We start from the raw sequence: 20216 nt of genomic DNA on the forward strand, positions 1-20216 counted from the left end.
GCCTTTTGCCGCCGCCGCTGCACCGACGAGCCATAACCCATCGCCTCGCGATATTTGACCACGGTGCGCCGGGCGATGTCGTGCCCTTCGGCCGAGAGTTTCTGCGCGATCGTCTCGTCGGAGAGAATCGCCTTGGCGTCTTCGGCCTCGATCATCGCCCTGATCCGGCTCTTCACCGCCTCGGCCGACACCGCGCCATCGCCCTCGGTCGCCGAAATGCCCGACGAGAAGAAATATTTGAGTTCGAACAGCCCGCGCGCGCAGGAGAGATATTTGTTGCTCGTCACGCGGCTGACGGTCGATTCGTGCATGCCGATCGCCTCGGCGACCTGACGCAGCGTCAGCGGGCGCATATGCGCGACGCCGTTCAGGAAAAAGCCTTCCTGCTGCTTCACGATCTCGCTCGCGACCTTGACGATCGTCCGCTGACGCTGGTCGAGCGCGCGGACGAGCCAGTTCGCGCCGGCGAGCTGTTCGGAGAGCCACGCCTTGCTCTTCGCCGCCGCGCCCTGCGCGAGTTCGGTATAATAGCGGCGGTTGACGAGCAGGCGCGGCAAGGTGCCGTTGTTGATCTCGACCGCCCAGCCCTTCGCGGTCTGGCGGATATAGAGGTCGGGGACGACCGCCAGCGCGCCCTCGCCGCCGAATTTGAGGCCGGGGCGAGGGTCATAGCCGCGCAGCTCGCGAATCATGTCGGCGAGATCCTCGTCGTCGACGCCGCAGATGCGTTTGAGCTGCGGGAAGGCGCCCTTCGCGACGAGATCGAGATGTGCGATCATCGTCGCCATCGCGGGGTCGTAGCGGTCGGCCTCGCGCGCCTGGATCGCGATGCATTCGGCAAGGTCGCGCGCGCCGACGCCCGACGGGTCGAAGCAGTGGATCCCCGCCAATATCTCCTCGACCAGCGCGAGCGGCACGCCGAGCTGCGCCGCGAGCTCGGCCAGGTCGGCGCGGAGGTACCCCGCCTCGTCGATCAGCGCGACGAGCTGCCCCGCGACGATCGCCTCGATCCCGCCGAACCGCTCGCCGACCTGCGCCATCAGATGGTCGTGAAGCGTGCCGTCATGTTCGGCGAAGCTGTCGAAATCGATATCCTCGCCGCCGCCCGACAGGCCGACATTGTCGCTCGCGCTGTCGTGGTGGAAGCTTTCGGCGACAAGGTCGACGTCGAGGTCGTTTTCGCTCCCGCCATCGGCCGAGAGCGCCTGATCGGCCTCGAGCGATGCGGCTTCGGCCGCGGGCGCATCGCCGGCGGGTTCGTCGTCGCCGCCGCCCTCGCTGTCGCCCGACGCCGTGTCGAGCAGCGGATTGCCTTCGAGCGCCTCGGCCAGATAGGTTTCAAGTTCGAGGTTCGACAGCGCCAGCAGCTTGATCGCCTGCTGAAGCTGCGGCGTCATCACCAGCGATTGCGACTGGCGGAGATCGAGGCGCGGACCCAACGCCATCAGCAGCTCATCGCGTTACAAGGAAAAACCCTCGCCGAGATAGAGGCGGCGCACCTCGGGATCGGCGACGAGTTCGGCCGGGGAGCCGGCAAGCAGCACCTTGCCGTCGTAAATGATGCAGGCGCGATCGACGAGGTCGAGCGTCTCGCGCACATTATGGTCGGTGATCAGCACGCCGATGCCGCGCGTCTTGAGGTCCGCGACGAGGTCGCGGATGTCGCTGATCGACAGGGGATCGATGCCCGCGAACGGTTCGTCGAGCAGCATGATCGACGGGTTCGCCGCGAGCGCGCGCGCGATTTCGGCGCGGCGGCGCTCGCCGCCCGACAGCGCCATCGCCGCCGAATCGCGCAGGCGGGTCAGCCCGAATTCGTCGAGCAGTTCTTCCATCCGCCGCTCGCGCGCGATCTTGTCGGGCTCGCTGAGTTCGAGCACCGCGCCGATATTCTGTTCGACGGTCATGCCGCGAAAGATCGAGGTTTCCTGCGGCAGATAGCCGAGCCCGAGGATCGCGCGGCGGTACATCGGCAGCGCGGTGATATCGGCGCCGTCGAGCATGATGCGCCCGGCGTCGGGCTTCACCAGCCCCATGATCGAATAGAAGCAGGTCGTCTTGCCCGCGCCGTTCGGGCCGAGCAGGCCGACGACCTCGCCCTTGCCCACCGACAGCGAGACGTCCGACAGCACGACCCGCTTGTCATAGCTTTTCGCAATCGAGATGACCGCGAGGCCGTTGCCCGCCGCGGCGTCCTCGCGAACATGCGCCCTGTGCTCGGTGACGCCATGATCGCCCTCGGTCAGCGTGCCCGCAATGGATTCGTCGTCGGTCATAGATCGGTCGGTTCCAGTTCCAGTCCCCACGAGCGCGTTACCCCAGCGGCGCGGCGAAGGTCAATCTGGCAAGATTTTTGCATCGACCCGTCGCCCCCTCTCCGAAAAGAGGGGGCACAGCGATCAATGCGCCGCCTGCGGCCCGCGGACGATCCCCGACAGCGCGAGCTGTTCGTCGATCGCCGCGAGCAGGCGCGCCAGCGCCGCCTCGTCCTTCGCCTCGGCACGCGCGACGAGCACGTCCTGCGTGTTCGAGGCGCGAAGCAGCCACCAGCCGTCATCGGTGAGCACGCGCGCGCCGTCGGTGCGATCGACCTTCGCGCCCGATTCGGCGAGACGATCGAGAACTTCGTCCACAATGGCGAACTTGCGGCTCTCGTCGACCTGGAAGCGCATTTCGGGGGTGTTGACCATCGGCGCCATGCTGCCGCGCAGTTCGGTCACGCTCCGCCCGAGCTTCGTCGCCGCCTCGATCAGCCGGATGGCGGCATAGGGCGCGTCGTCATAGCCATAATAGCGGTCGGCGAAGAAGATATGCCCGCTCATCTCGCCCGCCAGCGGGCTGCCGGTTTCCTTCATCTTCGCCTTGATCAGGCTGTGGCCGGTCTTCCACATCAGGGGCGTGCCGCCGAGCTCGGCGACGCGGTCGAACAGCGCCTGGCTCGCCTTGACGTCGGCGATCACCGTGGCGCCGGGATGATCCCTGAGCACTGCCGCCGCATAGATCTGGAGGAGCTGGTCGCCCCAGATCACCCTGCCCTCGCCGTCGATCGCGCCGATGCGGTCGCCGTCCCCATCGAAAGCGACGCCGAAATCGAGGCTCTTCTCGGCGACGAGCTTCTTCAGATCGGCGAGATTCTTCTCTTCGGTCGGATCGGGATGGTGGTTCGGAAAATGCCCGTCGATATCGGTGAACAGCAGGTGGTGCTCGCCGGGCAGGCGCGCGGTCAGCTTTTCGATCACTGTGCCCGCGGCGCCGTTGCCGGCATCCCAGCCGATACGGAAAGCCCCGCCGGCGAAACCCTCGACCAGCCGATCGACATAGGCGTCGACGATGTCGATGCTCTGCGACGAGCCTTCGCCGGCATCCCAGTCGCCCGCGGCGGCCATTTCGCCGATCCGCTGAATGTCGGCGCCGAAGAAGGGACGCCCCTGAAACACCATCTTGAAACCGTTGTAGTCGGGGGGGTTGTGGCTGCCGGTTATCTGTATGCCGCCGTCCACATCCTCGGTTGACGCGGCATAATAGAGCATCGGCGTCGGACCCAGCCCGACGTTGAGCGCGTCGACGCCCGCGGCGTTGATCCCCGCGATCAGCGCGTCGGCGAGCATCGGCGACGAGAGGCGACCGTCATAGCCGACCGCGACGCGCTTGCCGCCCGCGCGGCGGATCAGCGTCGCGAAGCTGCGGCCGATCGCATAGGCGTCGGCATCGGACAGCGTGTCGCCGACGACACCGCGGATGTCATATTCACGCAGCATCGTCGGGTGGAAATTGTGCGTCATGGGGGATCCTCTTGGGGAGAGACGGAACTCAGGCGGCGGCGAACAGGTCCCCGTCCGGATGCAATCGCTCGCGCGCCGGAAGGTTCAGTCCGCCCATCGCCTCGCGAAGTTCCTGCCGCGCGACGACGTGGCCGATTCCCATGCCGCCCAGATGCGCCTTGTCGAGCAGGGTGAGGCCAGCCGGGAAAAGCTCGCGATAGATGACGCGCTCGCCGAGCCCCGGAATGACGCGGAAGCCGACGCGGCGCGACAACTGGGTCAGCGCCTCGCCGACGCGGCGCATATTATGTGCGTCGACATGCTGGAGGCGGTTGCGCAGGATGATCCAGTCGATCGTCCGGCCGTCGGTCTTCGCGCGCGCCTTGCGCGTGTCCCAGATCAGTTCGGAATAGAAGCTCGGCCGGGTCACCTGGAATGTCTCCGGATCGACCTGCCCGATCAGGTCGAAGTCGATGAAGCTGTCGTTGATTGGCGTCACGAGCGTGTCCGCCATCGTCGCGAGGTGGCGCGCGAAGAGATCGTCGCGACCGGGCGTATCGGCGATCAGATAGTCGGCGCCTTCGCTCAACCGTGCGACCTGTTCGTCGAGTTCCCCGATCGTCGATCCCGTGAAGACCTCGAAACGCGGCGTCGGCAGCACAACGTCGCGGCGCTTTGCCGTCTGTTCGCGATTTTCGAGATAGCGGTGGAAGGTGCGCTGGCGCGGGTCGAGGTCGATGCCCGCGACGCGCCAGCCCTGGCTCGCCAGTGCGACCGCGAAATGCACGGCGCAGGTCGATTTGCCCGTCCCGCCCTTTTCATTGGCAAAGATGATGCGGTGCGGTGCGGGCGTCGTCATGAGCGTTGCGATTTTCCTGTTTGCGCGGCATGGGCGGCCGTCGCGCGAAGTGATATAGTCGCGCCAATATCGGAGGGCGACGAGCCGTGCAAATCATCCGTGACATCGCGATGCTGCACCGTGCCGTTACGGCACTGAAACAGGGGGGGAAGAGCGTCGCGCTGGTCCCGACGATGGGTTCGCTGCACGATGGCCACCTTTCGCTCGTCCGCATGGCGAAGCGCGTCGCCGACCATGCGGTCGTGTCGATCTTCGTCAATCCGACGCAGTTCGGCCCGAACGAGGATTTCGACGCCTATCCGCGCGACGAGGCACGCGATGCCGCGCTGCTGGTCGAGGAAGGCACGAGTCTGCTCTGGGCGCCCGACATCGGGGTCATGTACCCCGGCGGGCACAGCACGCATATCGAGGTCGCCGAGCTGGGCGCCGATTATTGCGGCGCGGCGCGCCCCGGTCATTTTGACGGCGTCGCGACCGTCGTCGCGAAATTGTTCAATCAGGTCCGCCCCGACGTCGCGATCTTCGGCGAGAAGGACTGGCAGCAGCTCGCGATCATCCGTCGCATGGCGCGCGACCTCGATTTCGCGATCGATATATTGGGCGCGCCGATCGCGCGCGATGCCGACGGCCTCGCGCTCTCGTCGCGCAACGCCTATCTGTCGAAGGAGCAGCGCGCGGCGGCGGCAACCTTTCCCGATGCGCTGAACGCCGCGGCGAAGGCGATCGCGGGCGGCGCCGATGTGGCCGAGACGCTCGCCAGGGCGGAGGCGGCAATCGTCAGCGGCGGCTTCGACAGCGTCGATTATGTCGCGCTCGCCGATGCCGACAGCCTTGAAAGACTGGCCGCTTTTCGAAAGCCGGCGCGCTTGCTCGCCGCCGCGCGGATCGGGAAAACGCGTCTGATCGACAATCTTCCGGTCGGCTGATTGAAGCGGGAATCCGCGGATTTCTGCGGGATTCGAACGATATCCACAAAAAATGCGGTCATCGTTAACGCTTTGTTGACCATAAATCGCAAATTTGGCCCCCGAGGTCTCCATGTGGGGTGGAGGCAAAGGGGGTTATCATGGCGAACAGTCTGAAGTCTGCCCAATATCTGATCGAGAGCCGTCTGCTCGACGCCGCGCGCGGCGATGCCAATGCCTATTTCGATCTCGGTATCGCATTTTCGACCGGCTCGGGCGGAGTCGATGTCGACCTGGTCCAGGCGCATAAATGGTTCAACCTCGCGGCGCTCGGCGGCAATGTCGAAGGGCAGCAGTGTCGTGCCGATGTATCGGGCGAAATGTCGCGCGATGAAATCGCCGAGGCGCAGCGTCAGGCGCGTGCCTGGCTCGACGAGACGGCGCTCCGTCCCGCCGCCCGCCGCTTCGCGGCCTGACTCTTCCGTAACATATCGATCGTCCCCCCGGATCCGATCCGGCATTCATCCCGGCGACGAAGCCCGGACGCCGGATCAGGTCGAACCGGCCACCCGTCTCGTTCGAGGGTGACGAAAAGGAAGGTTCAGTCCTTCCGCTTGAAGGGCGTGTGCCCTTCCAGCCATTCCATTTCACTTTCTTCGGCGCGGCGTTCCTGTTCGAGGTAATCCGCGACCGCGCGGCGAAAGCCCGGATCGGCGATGAAATGCGCCGACCAGGTCGCAACGGGGCCATAGCCGCGCGCGAGCTTGTGGCCGCCCTGCGCGCCGGCCTCGACGCGGGCGAGGCCGCGCTCGATCGCGATGTCGATCGCGCGATAATAGCATAGCTCGAAATGCAGGCAGGGGATTTCGGCAATGCATCCCCAGTAGCGGCCGTACAGCGTATCGGCGCCGAGGAAATGCAGCGCCCCGGCGACCGGCCGTTCCTCGGTGTCATAGGCGATGAGCAGGATGATCCGCTCCGCCATATGCTCGCCCATCAGGTCGAACGCTTCGCGCGTCAAATAGGGATGGCCCCATTTGCGCGCGCCGGTGTCCTGATAGAAAAGCCACATCGCATCCCAATGTTCGGGGCGGATCGCGTCACCGGTCAGCTCCTCGACGCGCAGGCCCTCGACCGCGCGCTGCCGTTCCTTGCGCAGCTGCTTGCGTTTCTGCGAGTTCAGCGTGGCGAGAAAATCGTCGAAACCGGCATAGCCGTCGTTTGCGAAATGGAACTGGATGTCGCGGCGGACGAGCCAGCCCGCTTCCTCGAACAGCGGCATCTGCTCGGGCGCGACGAAGGTCGCGTGCGCCGACGACAGGCCGTTCTGCCGCACCACCGCCTCGGCGGCGCGGAGCAGCAGCAACGCGTCGCCCTTGTCCTTCGCCAGCAGGCGCGGCCCCGGCACGGGCGTGAAGGGCGCCGCGATCTGCAGCTTGGGATAATAGTCGCCGCCGGCGCGCGCCCAGGCATCGGCCCAGGCGTGGTCGAAGACATATTCGCCCTGGCTGTGCGATTTGAGATAGGCGGGCGCCGCCGCGACGAGCGCACCGGCCGCATCCTCGACGAGCAGGGGTGCAGCCTGCCAGCCGGTGCCCGGCCCGACGCTGCCCGATTCCTCGAGCAGCGACAGGAAGGCGTGGCCGACGAACGGGTTGCCACCGCCCGCCAGCGCGTCCCACGCCGCCGCGTCGATCGCGGCGACGCCGGTTCCGAGCGAAATCGTCCGTGCGGGCGGGTCGGCTTCGGCCACCGGATTCCTCAGGCGGGCTTCACCGCGACGATCGCGTCGGCCTCGACCGCCGCGCCGAGCGGCAGCACCGCGACGCCGACCGCGGCGCGCGCGTGACGCCCCGCTTCGCCGAACAGCGTTTCGAACAGTTCCGACGCGCCGTTGGCGACCTTCGCCTGATCGGTGAAGCCGGGCGCGCTGTTGACGAAGACGCCGAGCTTGACGACGCGTTCGACGCGCGACCAGTCGCCACCCAATGCCTGCCCGATCTGCGCGACGAGCATCAGCGCGACGCGCTGCGCCGCATCCTGACCGCCCGCAATGTCCATATCCTCGCCGAGGCGGCCGGTGACGACCTGTCCGTCGCGGAACGGCAGCTGGCCGCTGACATAGAGCATGCCGCCCTGCTCGACGACGGGCACATAGGCGGCGACCGGCGCGGCGGGCTTGGGGAGGTCCAGACCGAGGTCGGCGATCTTGGCGGCGATATCCATGGGGTGTCCTTCTGTCAGACCGGCTCGTGGGCCGGGGCGGGAATGTTTTCGGCGAGCCGCGCCAATATCCAGCGCTGCGCCGCTTTCCAATCGTCGATTCGCGCATGGGCGTATTTCGCCGGCGCGATCTTGCCGGCGATCGCCGGCTCGCCGACGAGGTGAAGCCGCCACACATCGGGTGCCTCTTGCGCGACCGACTGGTGATGGCCGGCGAGGTCGTCGATGAAGACCGCAACCGAAGGGCGATATTCGTCGATCAGCCGGCGCACCGGCTCGCCCTTGCCGCCGCGGCTGCCGATCACGGGCGCACGGAAATCGTGGAGCGCGAGCTGGTCGATCCGCGCCTGCTGATGCTCGGGGCCGACATTGGTGAGCACAACGATATCGGCTTCGGCGCCGATCGCCGCCATCGCGGCGAGCGCGCCGGGGATCGGATATTGCCGCGTCATTTCGGTGCGGAAAAAGCCGTCGAGCAGCGGCCACACCTCGGCCGCCTCCAATGGGGTACCGCATTCCTTGCGCTTCAGCGCGTTGGCGAAGCTCGCGTCCTCGATGCGGAAGATCACACCATGTTCGGCGTCGACCCATTCGGCGAAGGGGACGACCATGTGCATCAGCACCTCGTCGCAATCGGTGATGACGAGCGGGCGGTTCATGCGGGAGTTCCTTCGAGTCTCCGGGCGGCAGCGGCGATGCCGGCGGGCGGTACCTGCAGCGCATCGGCGCAGGCGACAAGGTCGTTTTCGTGGGCGGTGAGGAAAGACAGGATCGCCGCGAGCGTCGCCCGCTCGCCGAGCGACGCTCGCAATTCGCCCGGCGTGAGGCCGGTCAGTCCGAGCAGCCGTTCGGCGCGCGGTTCGTCGTTCAAGATCCAGCCGAGCGCGTGAAGCGCCAGCGCAGCGTCATCCTCAAGCAAGCGCATTTCCTTCGTCGCGATGCAATTGTGTCATGCGGCCGATTCGCCTAAACGGGCCGCGCACGCAAGGTGGGGAACGGAACGCACATGGGCAAGACCATCCTGGTCGTCGAGGATAACGAGCTCAACCTGCGCCTGTTCTGCGACCTGCTCAACGCCCATGGCTATAGCGCGCACCCGGTGCGCGACGGCCGCGACGCGCTGGCGAAAGCGCGCGAAATCGCCCCCGACCTGATCATCATGGACATCCAGCTGCCGCATGTGTCGGGGCTCGAGCTGATCGGCCAGATGAAGGCCGACCTGACGCTGCGCGCGGTCCCGATCATGGCGGTCACCGCCTATGCCGGGAAAGGCGACGAGGAGCAGATCAAGGCCGCGGGCGCCGAAGCCTATGTCTCGAAGCCGATTTCGGTGATCAAGTTCATCGAGAGCGTGGGGGCGTTTGCCTGATCCACATCGCGGCCGGACACCGGCCGTCTGAACGACAGCGGTATCCTTTGCCGTCTCGGAAGATCGGCCTGATACACCGACACCCGTCGAGCGCGGGCGACAGGCTTCAGCGCGAAGCCCGACCTTCCCAGGGCGCGCGATAATGAACGGCGACCGCGGTGGCCGATGCTTCGATCACCAAGGTCCACAGACGCTGGATCCAGTTCGGTCCGGATGCGGTACGAGTCATGGCTGTCTCCTGCGTCCGGGCCGGCAAGGGATGGGGAGAGCGGCCCGGACGCGCTCTTTCTACGCCCGTGCGCGCGGCGATTGGCGCCGAAATTCACCATGTCAGCGACCAATTTTCGCGCTATAGTGCAATAGATGCGAAAAATGATCGATCTCGACGATTTCGACCGCCGCCTGCTCGCGCTGGTACGCGAGGATAATCTGCAGCCCGCGCGCATACTCGCCGACAAGGTCGGGCTGTCGCTGTCGGCGGTGTTGCGCCGCCTGCGCCGTCTGCGCGACGAGAAGGTGATCGTCGCCGATATCGCCGTCGTCGATCCGGCGCTGACCGGGTCGGCGCTCACCATGCACGTGCTCGTGCAGATGCAGCAGGCGGGGCCGCAGACGATGGACGGTTTCGCGCGCGAGATCGTTCGCCACCCCGAGATTACCGGCGCGTGGGACGTGACCGGCGACGACGACTTCCTGCTGAAGGTCCAGGTCGGGACGATGGAGGATTATGACCGCTTCACGCGCCGCGCGCTGGGCGAGGACAAGGGCGTTCATTCGTTCAAGACGCTGATCACGATCCGCCACATCATCGAGAATGAGGCGGCGCGGCGCCCCCTTCGCGATTTCTGAGCCGCGCCCCGCGCGGATCGGGGACACGAAAAAGGGCGGCACGAGGCCGCCCTTCCGGATCCCGGACCAGGTCCGGGATGCGCATTTTCAAACCGCGCGGCGATGCCGCACGGGAGAATGCGTCACTTGATCTTGGCTTCCTTGAACTCGACGTGCTTGCGCGCACGCGGGTCATACTTCCGCACCGACATCTTCTCGGTCATCGTGCGCGGGTTCTTCTTGGTGACATAGAAAAAGCCCGTGTCGGCGGTGCTCACCAGCTTGATCTTGACGGTCGTCGGCTTGGCCATGGCCCTGTTCCTCGAAGTAATTGCACATCCGCCGGAGTCCCGATGGATGCCGCGGGACTAGGGGCCCCGACGTTGGAGTGAAAAAACATGGAGGGCCGCGCACGAGGCGCCGCCCCCAATATCCGGGCGCCTTTGGCGGGATTCGGCCTTTCTGTCAAGCGAAAGGAGCGGGCGGGCGGCAGCGAACCGCCCGCCCGGAGGGGCCGGTTTGCGACTCCTAGGCGTTCTTGATCTCGAACCGGACCGTCATCACCTTCCAGCTTTCCTCGGGCACGCCGCCGCGCGTCGCGGGCCTGAAGCGCCATTTGGCGAGCGCCCGGCGCTTGGTCGCCTCGAAGAAGCCCGGGCTGTCGGTGCTCACAAGTTCGACCGCTTTCACGCGCCCGTCGGTGCCGACAAGGACGCGCACCCTGGCGACACCCTCGATCCCGCCATGCTGTTCGCGCGGCGGATAGTCGGGCTGGAACGCGCCGGCGAAGCGCGGATCGACATCGGCGAGCACCAGCCTGGGCTTTTCCGGCGTCACGGGCGGATCGGCCGTGACCGATGGCCCCGTGCCGGTTCCCGCGGGCGGCACATAGGGCGGCAGCGGCGGCGCTTCGGGCGGGTCCTTTGCCACCGGCGGGAGCGGGCTCGGCGGCGCGGTGAATTGCGTTTGCGGCTGCCGGACCTGCGGTTCGGGATCGGGCTTCTGTTCGGGCGGCTTCGGCTTGGGAAGCGTGATCGATGTCCACGGCGGCGTCGACGTCGCGGGTTCGTCGACGACGATCATCGGCGACAGCGCTACCGCAGCAACCAGTGCCACAGGCAGCCCGATGGCGAGAAGCGCGGCGACGGGGTGGCGCTCGTTACCGGCACCATAGCTGTTGCGCGGTTGAAGCGCCGGCCCGGCGGGCGCCGTCGTGGCCTCGGGCGTGGCGACGATCGCCGAAATCAGGGGTATCAGGGTCATGGCCTCTCTCCTTGCCTGTCGACCCGGCCCCGCGGCGTTCTGACCGTCACTGCCGGCCAGGTCAGAATGACGTGATATTATAACATCACTTTTCTTGTCAAGCACGAAGGTAGGCAAGAGTCCGGTCCGGTGAAGGAAGCCTAGGCGGCGGAGAACCGTGCCACCGCCATGTCCTTGTCGATCAGCGGCAGCAGTTCGGCCATGTCGGGACCATGATCGCGCCCCGTGAGCGCGCGGCGGAGCGGCAGGAAGAGCGCGCGGCCCTTCGCCCCCGTCGCCTCCTTCACCGCGCCGGTCAGCGCGTGCCACGGGTCGTTCGCCCAATCGATCGCGGGAGCGGCCGCCGCAGCCGCGTCGAGCACCACCCCGTCGGCCGCCTCGGCGGGCGGCGGCGAAAAGGGACCGTCGAACACCGGCACCCAGTCGGCGGCTTCGGCCACCGTCATCAGATTCGGGCGAATCGCGTTCCAGCGCGCTTCGGTGATCGCGGCGGGCAGGCGATCGGCCACCGCCGCGTGATCGGTGTGGTGAAGGATCTTCTGGTTCAGCAGCGCGAGCTCGCCCTCGTCGAAGCGTGCGGGGGCGCGGCCGAAGCGCGCGAAGTCGATGCTTTCGATCAGCGGCACGGGCGACGTCACCGGCTCGACCGGATCGCTCGTGCCAAGCCGCGCGAGCAGCGCGACGAGCGCGATCGGCTCGATTCCTTCACCCCGCAGGCCCGCCATGCCGAGCGAGCCGAGCCGCTTCGACAATTTGCCCTCGGCCCCGACAAGCAGCGCCTCGTGCGCGAATGCAGGCGGCTTTGCGCCCAGCGCCTCGAACATCTGGATTTGCGCCGCGGTGTTCGACACATGATCCTCGCCGCGCACGACATGGGTGACGCCCATATCGATATCGTCGATCACGCTCGGCAGCAGATAGAGCCAGCTCCCGTCGGCGCGGCGCACGACGGGATCGGACATCGTCTTCGGTTCGAAATGCTGGGGACCCCGGACCATGTCGGTCCACTCGATCGGCGCGTCATGGTCGAGCCTGAAGCGCCAGTGCGGCACGACCCCCTCGGGCACCGGTGCGCCCTCGGGCTTGCGTTCGTAAACCGGGGGAAGCCCGCGCGAGAGCAGCACCTTGCGCCGGATATCGAGTTCCTCGGGGGTTTCATGGCAGGCATAGACGCGCCCGGCCGCCTTCAGTTTTTCGAATTCGGCCTCGTAGAGGGCGAAGCGCGCCGACTGTCTTTCCTCGCCGTCGATGTCGAGCCCGAGCCACGCGAGATCGGCGCGAATGCCCCCGACATATTCCTCGCGCGATCGTTCGAGGTCGGTGTCGTCGATGCGCAACAGAAAGCGCCCGCCGTGCTTGCGGGCCCACAGCCAGTTGTGAAGCGCGGTGCGGACATTGCCGACGTGCAGGATGCCGGTGGGCGAGGGAGCGAAGCGGGTGGTGACGGTCATGGCGGCGGCTATAGCCGGTTTCGCGCGCGACGCGAGTCAGCCCGTACGAAAACCGTGGGTGATCGGATAGCGCCGGTCGCGGCCGAAGTTGCGCGTCGACAATTTGACCCCCGGCGGCGCCTGCCGGCGCTTGTATTCGGCGAGCATCAGAAGGCGTTCGATCCGGACCACGGCATCGCGGTCGAAGCCGTAGCGCGCCACGACATCATCGACGCTCGCCTCCTCCTCGACGAGCATGTGGAGCATGCGATCGAGGTCGACATATGGCGGCAGGCTGTCCTCGTCCTTCTGGTCGGGGCGCAGCTCGGCGCTTGGCGGCTTGGTGACGATATTGGCCGGCATCACCGGGGTCACCGGGTTGCGCGACAGCCGCGGGACGTTCGCGTTGCGCCATTCGGCGAGCGCGAAGACCGTCATCTTGTATGCGTCCTTCAGCGGGTTGTAGCCGCCCGCCATGTCGCCATAGATGGTCGCGTAACCGACGCTCATCTCGCTCTTGTTGCCCGTCGTCAGCAGCATCGGGCCGAATTTGTTGCTGAGCGCCATCAGCGTCACCCCGCGGATGCGCGACTGGACATTCTCCTCGGTGATATCGACGTCGCGGTCGGCAAAGCTGCCCGCGAGCATCGCATCGAATGCATCCACGGCGGGGGCAATCGGGATGGTATCGAGCCGGCATCCAGTCATCTTCGCGCAGCCAGCGGCATCGTCGAGGCTTTCCTGGCTGGTGAAGCGGCTCGGCAGCATCACGCACCACACCTTGTCGGGGCCGAGCGCGTCGGCGGCGATCGCCGCGCAGATCGCCGAATCGATCCCGCCCGACAGGCCGAGCACGACACCCGGAAAGCGGTTGCGCTCGACATAGTCGCGCAAGGACAGGATCATCGCGCTGTAGATATCGGCGGGATGCGCCTCCCATTCGGCGATGGCGCCCGCCTCGCATACCCAGCGCCCGTCACCCTTGTTGCTCCAGCGCGTGACGCGCTCCTCGGCTTCCCAGTCGATCAGGCGGTGCGCGGCCCGTCCATCGTCATTGAGCACGAAGGAACAGCCGTCGAACACCAGTTCGTCCTGTCCGCCGATGCGGTTCAGAAAGATGAGCGGCAGCCCGGTTTCGGCCACGCGGCTCGCGAACACCTGACTGAGGCGGCGGTCGTCCTTGTCGATCTCGTAAGGGCTGCCGTTGACCGAGATCAGCAGCTCGGCGCCCTGCGCGGTCAGATGCTGGCACACCGTCGGGAGCCAGCCGTCCTCGCAGATCGGCAGGCCGAGCTTCACCCCGCGCCATTCGACGATGTCGGGGAGCGGGCCGGGGACGAAGATGCGCTTCTCGTCGAAGGTACCGTAATTGGGCAGCTCATGCTTGCGGCGTGTCGCGAAAATCCGGCCGCCGTCGAGCAGGGCGACGATATTGTAGAGGTCCGATCCGTCACGCTCGACCGATCCTACCAGCATCGCGGGCCCACCGTCGGCGGTGTCGGCCGCGAGACCGGCGAGCAGCTCCGCCGCCCGTTCGGCGAGCGCGGGCTTCAGGACCAGATCCTCGGGCGGATAGCCGATCAGCTGGAACTCGGGGTAGAGGATGAGGTCGGCATCGCGGTGACGGGCGCGCACCTCGCGCATCGCGGCGGCGTTGGCGGCGAGATCGCCGACCGCCTGCGTCATCTGCGAAAGGACGATGGTAAGCGTTTCGGGCGAGGTCATGCCCTGCCCATATTCCGCCATCGGCGCCGGAGCAATGGCGGCGAAGCAACTAGACCCTTCCCCTATCCGTCCGCGCTGGCTAAGGGGGCGCGCAATCCCACCCCGCGCGAAAGGGCCTTGCACCCCATGAAACTCATCTCCGGCAACAGCAACCTGCCGCTGGCCCGTGCGATCGCCGACTATCTCGAGCTGCCGCTGACCGACACCAGCGTGCGCCGCTTCGCCGACGAGGAAGTCTTCGTCGAGATCCACGAGAATGTCCGCGGCCAGGATGTCTTCGTCGTCCAGCCGACGAATTTTCCCGCCAATGACAATCTGATGGAACTGCTCATCATCAACGACGCGCTGCGCCGCGCGTCGGCGAAGCGCATCACCGCGGTCGTTCCCTATTTCGGCTATGCCCGCCAGGACCGGAAACCCGGACCGCGCACGCCGATCTCGGCGAAGCTGGTCGCGAACCTGATCACGACCTCGGGCGCCGACCGCGTGCTCGCGATCGACCTGCACGCGGGGCAGATCCAGGGCTTTTTCGATATCCCGACCGATAACCTCTATGCCGCGCCGGTGATGAGCGCCGACATCCAGGCGCGCTTCGGCGACAAGAATCTGATGGTCGTGTCGCCCGACGTCGGCGGCGTGGTGCGCGCGCGGGCGCTGGCCAAGCGGCTCGACAACGCGCCGCTCGCGATCGTCGACAAGCGCCGCGAGCGCGCGGGCGAATCGGAAGTGATGAACATCATCGGCGATGTTTCGGGGCGCTTCTGCATCCTGATCGACGACATCGTCGATTCGGCGGGCACGCTCTGCAACGCCGCCGCGGCGCTCAAGGCCGCGGGCGCCGAGGGCGTCGTCGCCTATTGCACCCACGGCGTCCTGTCGGGCGGCGCGGTCGCGCGCGTCGATGCGAGCGAGCTCACCGAGCTCGTCATCACCGATTCGATCATGCCGACCGACGCGGTGAACGACAGCAAGAAGGTCCGCACGCTGACCGTCGCTCCGTTGCTCGGCGAAGCGATCAAGCGCATCGCCGACGAAACGAGCGTCTCCTCGCTCTTCGACTGACATGACCGGTAAACCCGCCTTCATCCACGTGACGCCTTTTCTGGGGGTCACGGCGATGGAGGCCGCGCTGGCCTTCTATCGCGATGTGCTGGGTTTCACCGTTCATGTCGATTACGGCGGCTATGCCTATGTCGAGCGCGAGCGCGTCGGATTCCGGCTTCTCGCGCTCGACGTCGGCGCGATGAACCCGCCGGGCTGCTCGCACGCCTATATCGATGTCACCGACGCCGACGCCTGCTTTGCCGGCTATGAAGCGCGGTTTCGTACCCTTCCGGCGGACCGCTGGGCCCCGCCCAGGGACCAGCCCTATGGCCAGCGCGAATTCTGGGTCCGCGACCCCGATGGCAATCTGATCACCTTCGGTCAGGGTATCGGCGAAAACGCCGGCCAGTGGGACGACCGCCGCAAGGGCTGATCAACGCGCCACCAGCGCCCCGACGATATGGTCAAGCTGACGCCGGAAGGCCGGATGATCGGGCACCGCATGAACGAGCCCGCGCGCGGTCCAGCAAAGTGCCTGCGCCATGCTGCCCGCGCGCGATACCGCCGACCCGGGGCCGCTGAACCGGATCGCCTCTGCCATCGCCGCGACGAGCCGGCGCTCGGCCACACGCACCGCCTCGGGCGGATCGCGACGGAGCATCGCCACGATCTCGGCCCCGTGCGGCGACGCGTGCAGCGCTTCCATATGCCGGCCGACCCATGCATCGAGCGCGTCGGTCAGACGTTCGACGAGCGTCCTCGCGGGCTGGTCGATCGCGGCGAGCGCTGCGGCCAGCGAGCTGTCGATCAGGCTTCCGGTGGCCCAGTCGACCAGCGCATCCTTCGAACCATGACGATTGTAGAGCGCCTGGCGCGACACGCCGAGGGCGCGCGCGACGTCCTCCATCGACGTCTTGCGCAGACCGTAACGCGCGAAGGTCGCAACGATCGGTTCGAAGGGGAATTCGCCGGGCATGCCCGCGATTTTACAAGTTAGATCGATCTTGTAAAATAGATAAAATCGGGATATTCCGATAGAGAATCAGTCCGCATGGGCTGGCGGCGGCGAGCGCGCTCGGCTAGCTGAACCCCATGTCGATCACATCCGACCTCACGCTCGCCAACCGCCTCGCCGACGCCGCCGGCGAAGCGATCCGCCCGCTCTTTCGCTCCAACTGGGCGCATGAGGCCAAGGCCGATGCCTCGCCCGTCACCGAAGCCGACCGCGCCGCCGAAGCCGCGATGCGCCGCCTGCTCGATGCCGAAGCGCCACGCGACGGGATCATCGGGGAGGAATATGGCGTCGAACGTGGCGAAGCCGCGCGGCAATGGGTGCTCGATCCGATTGACGGCACGGTAAGCTTCATGGCGGGGCGCCCGATCTTCGGCACGCTGATCGCGCTACTTCAGGACGGCTGGCCTATCCTCGGCATCATCGACCAGCCGATCGCGGGCGAACGCTGGGTCGGCGCGCTCGGGCAGCCGACGCTGTTCAACGGCGCGCCCGTCCGCACCCGCAGCTGCCGCAGCCTTGCCGATGCGGTGCTGGCGACGACGGGACCGCAATATTTCAGCGACCATGACGGCGAACATTTCATGGCGCTCGCCGCGAAGACCTCGCACAAGCGCATGGTCTTCGGCGGCGACTGCTATAATTATGGCCTGCTGAGCAGCGGTCATATCGACCTGGTGGTCGAGGCGGGGCTGAAACTCCACGACTTCGCCGCGCTGGCGCCCATCGTCGAAGGCGCGGGCGGGACGATGTGCGACTGGAACGGCGATCCGCTGAGCGCCGACAGTGAAGGCCATGTCATCGCGCTCGGCGACCCCGCGCGGCTCGGGGATGTGATCGAAGGGCTCGCCTGCCACCACTGAACGGGAGAGAAGACCATGGCATATGAAGGCAGCTGCCACTGCGGCGCGGTAACCTATAGCGTCGAGGGCGACATCCCCGACACGGCGATGAGCTGCAATTGCTCGCACTGCCGGCGCAAGGGCTTCCTCCTGACCTTCGTTCCGATCGACCGGTTCCGGCTGGAGAGCGGCGCCGACAAGCTGAAGTCGCACCAGTTCAACAAGCACAACATCGACCATCAATTCTGCGTCGAATGCGGTTGTCAGGGCTTTTCGGTCGGAACCGGGCCCTCGGGCGAGAAAATGGCGGCGGTCAACCTGCGCTGCGTTCCCGCCGCCGATCTCGACGCGCTGACGATCCAGAAAGTCGACGGCGCGAGCTTCTAGACCTGCGGCTAGTCCGGCGTGACCGGCCCGCCGATCGACCAGATATGCCCGAACGGATCGGTGACCTGACCGTAACGCTGGCCCCAGAACTGATTGTCGAGCGGAAAACGGACGATCGCGCCGGCGGCGAGCGCCTTCTCCCATGCCGCATCGGCGTCGGGCACGTCGAGATGCAGGCCGACGCCTGCGGGAGGCGGGGCCGCGCCGCCCATCATTTCAGGAAAATCGTCGTTCAGCATCAGCGGACCGCCGTTGAGTTCGAGATGCGCGTGCAGGACCCGCTTGCCGTCTTCCGCCATCTGGCGGCCGCTTTCGCTGGCGCCGAAGGCGCGCGCGTAGAAGTCGATCGCCTCGGCGGCGCGATCGTCGCGGATCGTGAGATGCGGCACGACGCCTTTCATGGCACAATAGTCTTCGCTCATGCGACTCGCTCCCTTTGAAGGACGAGCGACAATCTAGCCCGCAGAGCTTGCAATTCCGAGCGAATCCGTCTAGGCGCGCGCCTTCCGATTGTGTCGGCTGGCTGAAAGGGCTGCCAGGCCGATACGCAAACGGACTTCAAAAGGAGACCAAAATGCCCAAGATGAAGACCAAGAGCGGTGTGAAGAAGCGCTTCAAATTCACCGCCTCGGGCAAGGTGAAGCACGGCGTCGCCGGCAAGCGCCACCGCCTGATTTCGCATAACTCGAAATATATCCGCACCAACCGCGGCACCAGCGTGCTCAGCGATTCGGACGCGGCCCATGTGCGCCTCTGGGCGCCCTATGGCCTGAAGTAAGGAGCGCCAGACATGTCACGCATCAAACGCGGCACGACCACGCACGCCAAGCACAAGCGGATTCTGGCGCAGGCGAAGGGCTATTATGGCCGTCGCAAGAACACGATCCGCGTCGCCAAGCAGGCCGTCGAAAAGGCCGGCCAGTACGCTTACCGCGACCGCAAGGTCAAGAAGCGGAGCTTCCGCGCGCTCTGGATCCAGCGGATCAACGCCGCGGTCCGCTCCGAAGGCCTCACCTATTCGCAGTTCATGCACGGCGTGAAGCTGGCCGGGATCGAACTCGACCGGAAAGTCATGGCCGACCTCGCGATGAACGAAGGCGGCGTGTTCACCGCGATCATCGCACAGGCGAAGGCGGCGCTGCCCAAGGCAGCCTGACGCTTTTCAGCCAAGGCGAAGAAATCAGGGGCGGTCCTGCGGGGCCGCCCCTTTTCTGTCCGGCCGCGACGGGATTCAAGCGGCGACCGCTTCCTCGCTCCGGCTCGCGGCCGCTTCGAGCAGGCGCTTTTCCAGCGACTTCACGCGCGCGGGGCTGTCGATCTTGTCGCCGATCAGGTCGGTGACATAGAAGGTGTCGACCGCGCGCTCGCCATAGGTCGCGACATGCGCCGAGTGGACCGTCACCTTCGACTGGAAGAGCGCATAGGCGAGCTGGTTCAATAGCGCGGGACGGTCCTGCGCATTGACCTCGATCACCGTGAACCGGTTCGACGCCTTGTTGTCGACGAACACATTGGGCGCGACGCGGAACGCCTCGGCGCGCGTCCGCGGCAGCGCGCGCGCTTCGAGTTTCGGCAGCAGCTTCTGCCGGTTGGCGAGCGCATCCTCGATCGCGCGGGTCAGGCGCGCGATCTGGCCCGACTCGGCGAAGGGGCGGCCGAGCGGATCCTGCACGAGGAAATTGTCGAGCGCGAGCCCGTCGCGCGTCGTGTGGATGCGCGCGTCGATGATGTTGCCGCCGGCGAGATGGATGCCCCCCGCCATGCGGTAGAAGAGCCCCGGATGGTCGGCGGCGAGCACCATGACGAGCGTCGCGCCGCGATCCTCGTCGGGAACCGCGGCGATATGGAGCGGCGCGTCGCCGGCTTCCCGTATATGGCGGAGATTGGCGACGATCACCTCGACCGGCTCGGCGATCCAGTAGCTTTCGGGCAGCGGCTTGATGAGCTTCGCGAAGCCCTTGTCGTCGAGACCGAGTATCGACGCGGCGGCTTCCTTCTTCGCGGCGATCCGCGTCTCGCGGCCCTTCTGCTTGTGGCCGAGGCGCAGCACTTCCTCGGCGGCGTCGAACAGCTCGGTGAGCAATTGCCGTTTCCAGCTGTTCCACACGCCGGGGCCGACCGCGCGGATGTCGACGACGGTGAGCACGAGCAGCAGACGCAGGCGCTCGGGGCTTTGCACGATCTGCGCGAAGTCGAGGATCGTCTTGAAGTCGGCGAGATCGCGCTTGAACGCGGTCGCCGACATCAGGAGGTGATAGCGCACGAGCCACGACACCGTTTCGGTTTCGGCCTCGCTGAGCCCGAGCCGCGGACAGACGCGGAGCGCAAGTTCGGCGCCGAGCACGCTATGGTCGCCGCCGCGCCCCTTGGCGATGTCGTGGAGCAACACCGCGACATAGATGACGCGCCGCGAGTGGATCTGGTCCATGATCGCGGTCGAGAGCGGATGATCGTCCTGCAGCCGGTCCTGCTCGATATCGGCGAGCAGCCCGATCGCGCGGATCGTATGCTCGTCGACCGTATAATGATGATACATGTCGAACTGCATCTGCGCGACGACGCGGCCGA

The 20216-nt window shown here is 66.4% G+C and carries 26 protein-coding genes; 10 read left to right on the forward strand and 16 right to left on the reverse strand.

Going from position 1 to position 20216, the window contains the following annotated elements; all coding sequences use genetic code 11:
- The 4 genes from rpoN to JHC57_RS14330 form a co-directional block, all read right to left on the reverse strand.
- Positions 1–1445, reverse strand: a 1445-nt coding sequence (rpoN, locus tag JHC57_RS14315; protein WP_294030779.1) for an RNA polymerase factor sigma-54, incomplete at its 3' end; no start/stop codon positions are given.
- 15 nt (positions 1446–1460) lie between these two features.
- Positions 1461–2276, reverse strand: a complete 816-nt coding sequence (lptB, locus tag JHC57_RS14320) for an LPS export ABC transporter ATP-binding protein (protein WP_294030781.1) — start codon at positions 2274–2276, stop codon at positions 1461–1463.
- Positions 2277–2399: 123 nt separating this feature from the next.
- Positions 2400–3782, reverse strand: a complete 1383-nt coding sequence (gene pgmG / locus JHC57_RS14325; RefSeq protein WP_294030782.1) for a phosphoglucomutase/phosphomannomutase PgmG — start codon at positions 3780–3782, stop codon at positions 2400–2402.
- A 28-nt stretch (positions 3783–3810) separates the two neighbouring features.
- Positions 3811–4620 carry a division plane positioning ATPase MipZ gene (locus JHC57_RS14330; RefSeq protein ID WP_294030783.1) on the reverse strand — a complete coding sequence of 270 codons (810 nt, stop codon included), beginning with the start codon at positions 4618–4620 and terminating at the stop codon, positions 3811–3813.
- Positions 4621–4706: 86 nt separating this feature from the next.
- Here JHC57_RS14330 and panC point away from each other — a divergent pair, with 86 nt between their 5' ends.
- Positions 4707–5546, forward strand: coding sequence for a pantoate--beta-alanine ligase (gene panC / locus JHC57_RS14335; protein WP_294030784.1), 840 nt, complete (start codon positions 4707–4709; stop codon positions 5544–5546).
- A gap of 140 nt (positions 5547–5686) precedes the next feature.
- The gene (locus JHC57_RS14340; RefSeq protein ID WP_294030785.1) at positions 5687–6001 is read left to right on the forward strand and encodes a hypothetical protein; all 315 of its coding nucleotides are present in this window, start codon (positions 5687–5689) and stop codon (positions 5999–6001) included.
- A gap of 125 nt (positions 6002–6126) precedes the next feature.
- Here JHC57_RS14340 and JHC57_RS14345 read toward each other — a convergent pair whose 3' ends face one another.
- Genes JHC57_RS14345 through JHC57_RS14360 form a run of 4 tightly spaced genes read right to left on the reverse strand, consistent with a single transcriptional unit; the run spans position 6127 to position 8667 of the window.
- A complete protein-coding gene (locus JHC57_RS14345) occupies positions 6127–7278 on the reverse strand; it encodes a GNAT family N-acetyltransferase (RefSeq protein WP_294030786.1) in 1152 nt (383 codons plus the stop codon).
- Positions 7279–7286: 8 nt separating this feature from the next.
- Positions 7287–7751 (reverse strand): RidA family protein, encoded by a 465-nt coding sequence (locus JHC57_RS14350; RefSeq protein ID WP_294030787.1) that lies wholly within the window; start codon positions 7749–7751, stop codon positions 7287–7289.
- 14 nt (positions 7752–7765) lie between these two features.
- Positions 7766–8407 (reverse strand): HAD family hydrolase, encoded by a 642-nt coding sequence (locus tag JHC57_RS14355; protein WP_294030788.1) that lies wholly within the window; start codon positions 8405–8407, stop codon positions 7766–7768.
- Positions 8404–8667 (reverse strand): DUF3572 family protein, encoded by a 264-nt coding sequence (locus tag JHC57_RS14360; protein WP_294030789.1) that lies wholly within the window; start codon positions 8665–8667, stop codon positions 8404–8406. Before JHC57_RS14360 ends, JHC57_RS14355 begins: the two co-directional genes overlap by 4 nt.
- Before the next feature lie 87 nt (positions 8668–8754).
- Between JHC57_RS14360 and JHC57_RS14365 the strand changes: the two genes are divergently transcribed.
- Positions 8755–9117: a response regulator gene (locus JHC57_RS14365; protein WP_294030790.1), complete on the forward strand. Its 363-nt coding sequence runs from the start codon at positions 8755–8757 to the stop codon at positions 9115–9117.
- Between the two features lie 106 nt (positions 9118–9223).
- Here JHC57_RS14365 and JHC57_RS14370 read toward each other — a convergent pair whose 3' ends face one another.
- Positions 9224–9346 (reverse strand): hypothetical protein, encoded by a 123-nt coding sequence (locus JHC57_RS14370; RefSeq protein ID WP_294030791.1) that lies wholly within the window; start codon positions 9344–9346, stop codon positions 9224–9226.
- 143 nt (positions 9347–9489) lie between these two features.
- On the opposite strand from JHC57_RS14370, the gene JHC57_RS14375 reads away from it, so the two are divergent.
- Positions 9490–9966 (forward strand): Lrp/AsnC family transcriptional regulator, encoded by a 477-nt coding sequence (locus JHC57_RS14375; protein WP_294030792.1) that lies wholly within the window; start codon positions 9490–9492, stop codon positions 9964–9966.
- Positions 9967–10088: 122 nt separating this feature from the next.
- Here the strand turns inward: JHC57_RS14375 and rpmG are convergent, their stop codons facing one another.
- The 4 genes from rpmG to JHC57_RS14395 form a co-directional block, all read right to left on the reverse strand.
- Positions 10089–10256 carry a 50S ribosomal protein L33 gene (gene rpmG, locus JHC57_RS14380; protein ID WP_003042331.1) on the reverse strand — a complete coding sequence of 56 codons (168 nt, stop codon included), beginning with the start codon at positions 10254–10256 and terminating at the stop codon, positions 10089–10091.
- A gap of 217 nt (positions 10257–10473) precedes the next feature.
- On the reverse strand, positions 10474–11208 hold the full coding sequence (locus JHC57_RS14385; protein WP_294030793.1) for an energy transducer TonB: 735 nt from the start codon (positions 11206–11208) through the stop codon (positions 10474–10476).
- A 140-nt stretch (positions 11209–11348) separates the two neighbouring features.
- Positions 11349–12659: a glutamate--tRNA ligase gene (locus JHC57_RS14390; RefSeq protein WP_294030794.1), complete on the reverse strand. Its 1311-nt coding sequence runs from the start codon at positions 12657–12659 to the stop codon at positions 11349–11351.
- A gap of 36 nt (positions 12660–12695) precedes the next feature.
- Positions 12696–14363, reverse strand: coding sequence for an NAD+ synthase (locus tag JHC57_RS14395; RefSeq protein WP_294030795.1), 1668 nt, complete (start codon positions 14361–14363; stop codon positions 12696–12698).
- 126 nt (positions 14364–14489) lie between these two features.
- Between JHC57_RS14395 and JHC57_RS14400 the strand changes: the two genes are divergently transcribed.
- Together JHC57_RS14400 and JHC57_RS14405 are read left to right on the forward strand one after the other, a co-directional pair.
- Positions 14490–15425 carry a ribose-phosphate pyrophosphokinase gene (locus JHC57_RS14400; protein ID WP_294030796.1) on the forward strand — a complete coding sequence of 312 codons (936 nt, stop codon included), beginning with the start codon at positions 14490–14492 and terminating at the stop codon, positions 15423–15425.
- A 1-nt stretch (position 15426) separates the two neighbouring features.
- On the forward strand, positions 15427–15840 hold the full coding sequence (locus JHC57_RS14405) for a VOC family protein (RefSeq protein WP_294030797.1): 414 nt from the start codon (positions 15427–15429) through the stop codon (positions 15838–15840).
- Here the strand turns inward: JHC57_RS14405 and JHC57_RS14410 are convergent, their stop codons facing one another.
- Complete coding sequence (locus tag JHC57_RS14410; protein ID WP_294030798.1) at positions 15841–16383, reverse strand: TetR/AcrR family transcriptional regulator; 543 nt, start codon at positions 16381–16383, stop codon at positions 15841–15843.
- 116 nt (positions 16384–16499) lie between these two features.
- On the opposite strand from JHC57_RS14410, the gene JHC57_RS14415 reads away from it, so the two are divergent.
- Positions 16500–17282 (forward strand): inositol monophosphatase family protein, encoded by a 783-nt coding sequence (locus JHC57_RS14415; protein ID WP_294030799.1) that lies wholly within the window; start codon positions 16500–16502, stop codon positions 17280–17282.
- A 15-nt stretch (positions 17283–17297) separates the two neighbouring features.
- Positions 17298–17648 (forward strand): GFA family protein, encoded by a 351-nt coding sequence (locus tag JHC57_RS14420; protein ID WP_294030800.1) that lies wholly within the window; start codon positions 17298–17300, stop codon positions 17646–17648.
- A gap of 8 nt (positions 17649–17656) precedes the next feature.
- Here the strand turns inward: JHC57_RS14420 and JHC57_RS14425 are convergent, their stop codons facing one another.
- Complete coding sequence (locus JHC57_RS14425; protein ID WP_294030801.1) at positions 17657–18070, reverse strand: VOC family protein; 414 nt, start codon at positions 18068–18070, stop codon at positions 17657–17659.
- 152 nt (positions 18071–18222) lie between these two features.
- Here JHC57_RS14425 and rpmI point away from each other — a divergent pair, with 152 nt between their 5' ends.
- Together rpmI and rplT are read left to right on the forward strand one after the other, a co-directional pair.
- Complete coding sequence (gene rpmI, locus JHC57_RS14430) at positions 18223–18426, forward strand: 50S ribosomal protein L35 (RefSeq protein ID WP_037555449.1); 204 nt, start codon at positions 18223–18225, stop codon at positions 18424–18426.
- 12 nt (positions 18427–18438) lie between these two features.
- Positions 18439–18804 (forward strand): 50S ribosomal protein L20, encoded by a 366-nt coding sequence (rplT, locus tag JHC57_RS14435; RefSeq protein ID WP_294030802.1) that lies wholly within the window; start codon positions 18439–18441, stop codon positions 18802–18804.
- A 75-nt stretch (positions 18805–18879) separates the two neighbouring features.
- Here rplT and JHC57_RS14440 read toward each other — a convergent pair.
- On the reverse strand, positions 18880–20216 hold a 1337-nt coding region (locus tag JHC57_RS14440; RefSeq protein WP_294030803.1), incomplete at its 5' end, for an HD domain-containing protein.

The sequence above is a fragment of the Sphingopyxis sp. genome (assembly GCF_016463645.1).
Lineage (GTDB): Bacteria > Pseudomonadota > Alphaproteobacteria > Sphingomonadales > Sphingomonadaceae > Sphingopyxis.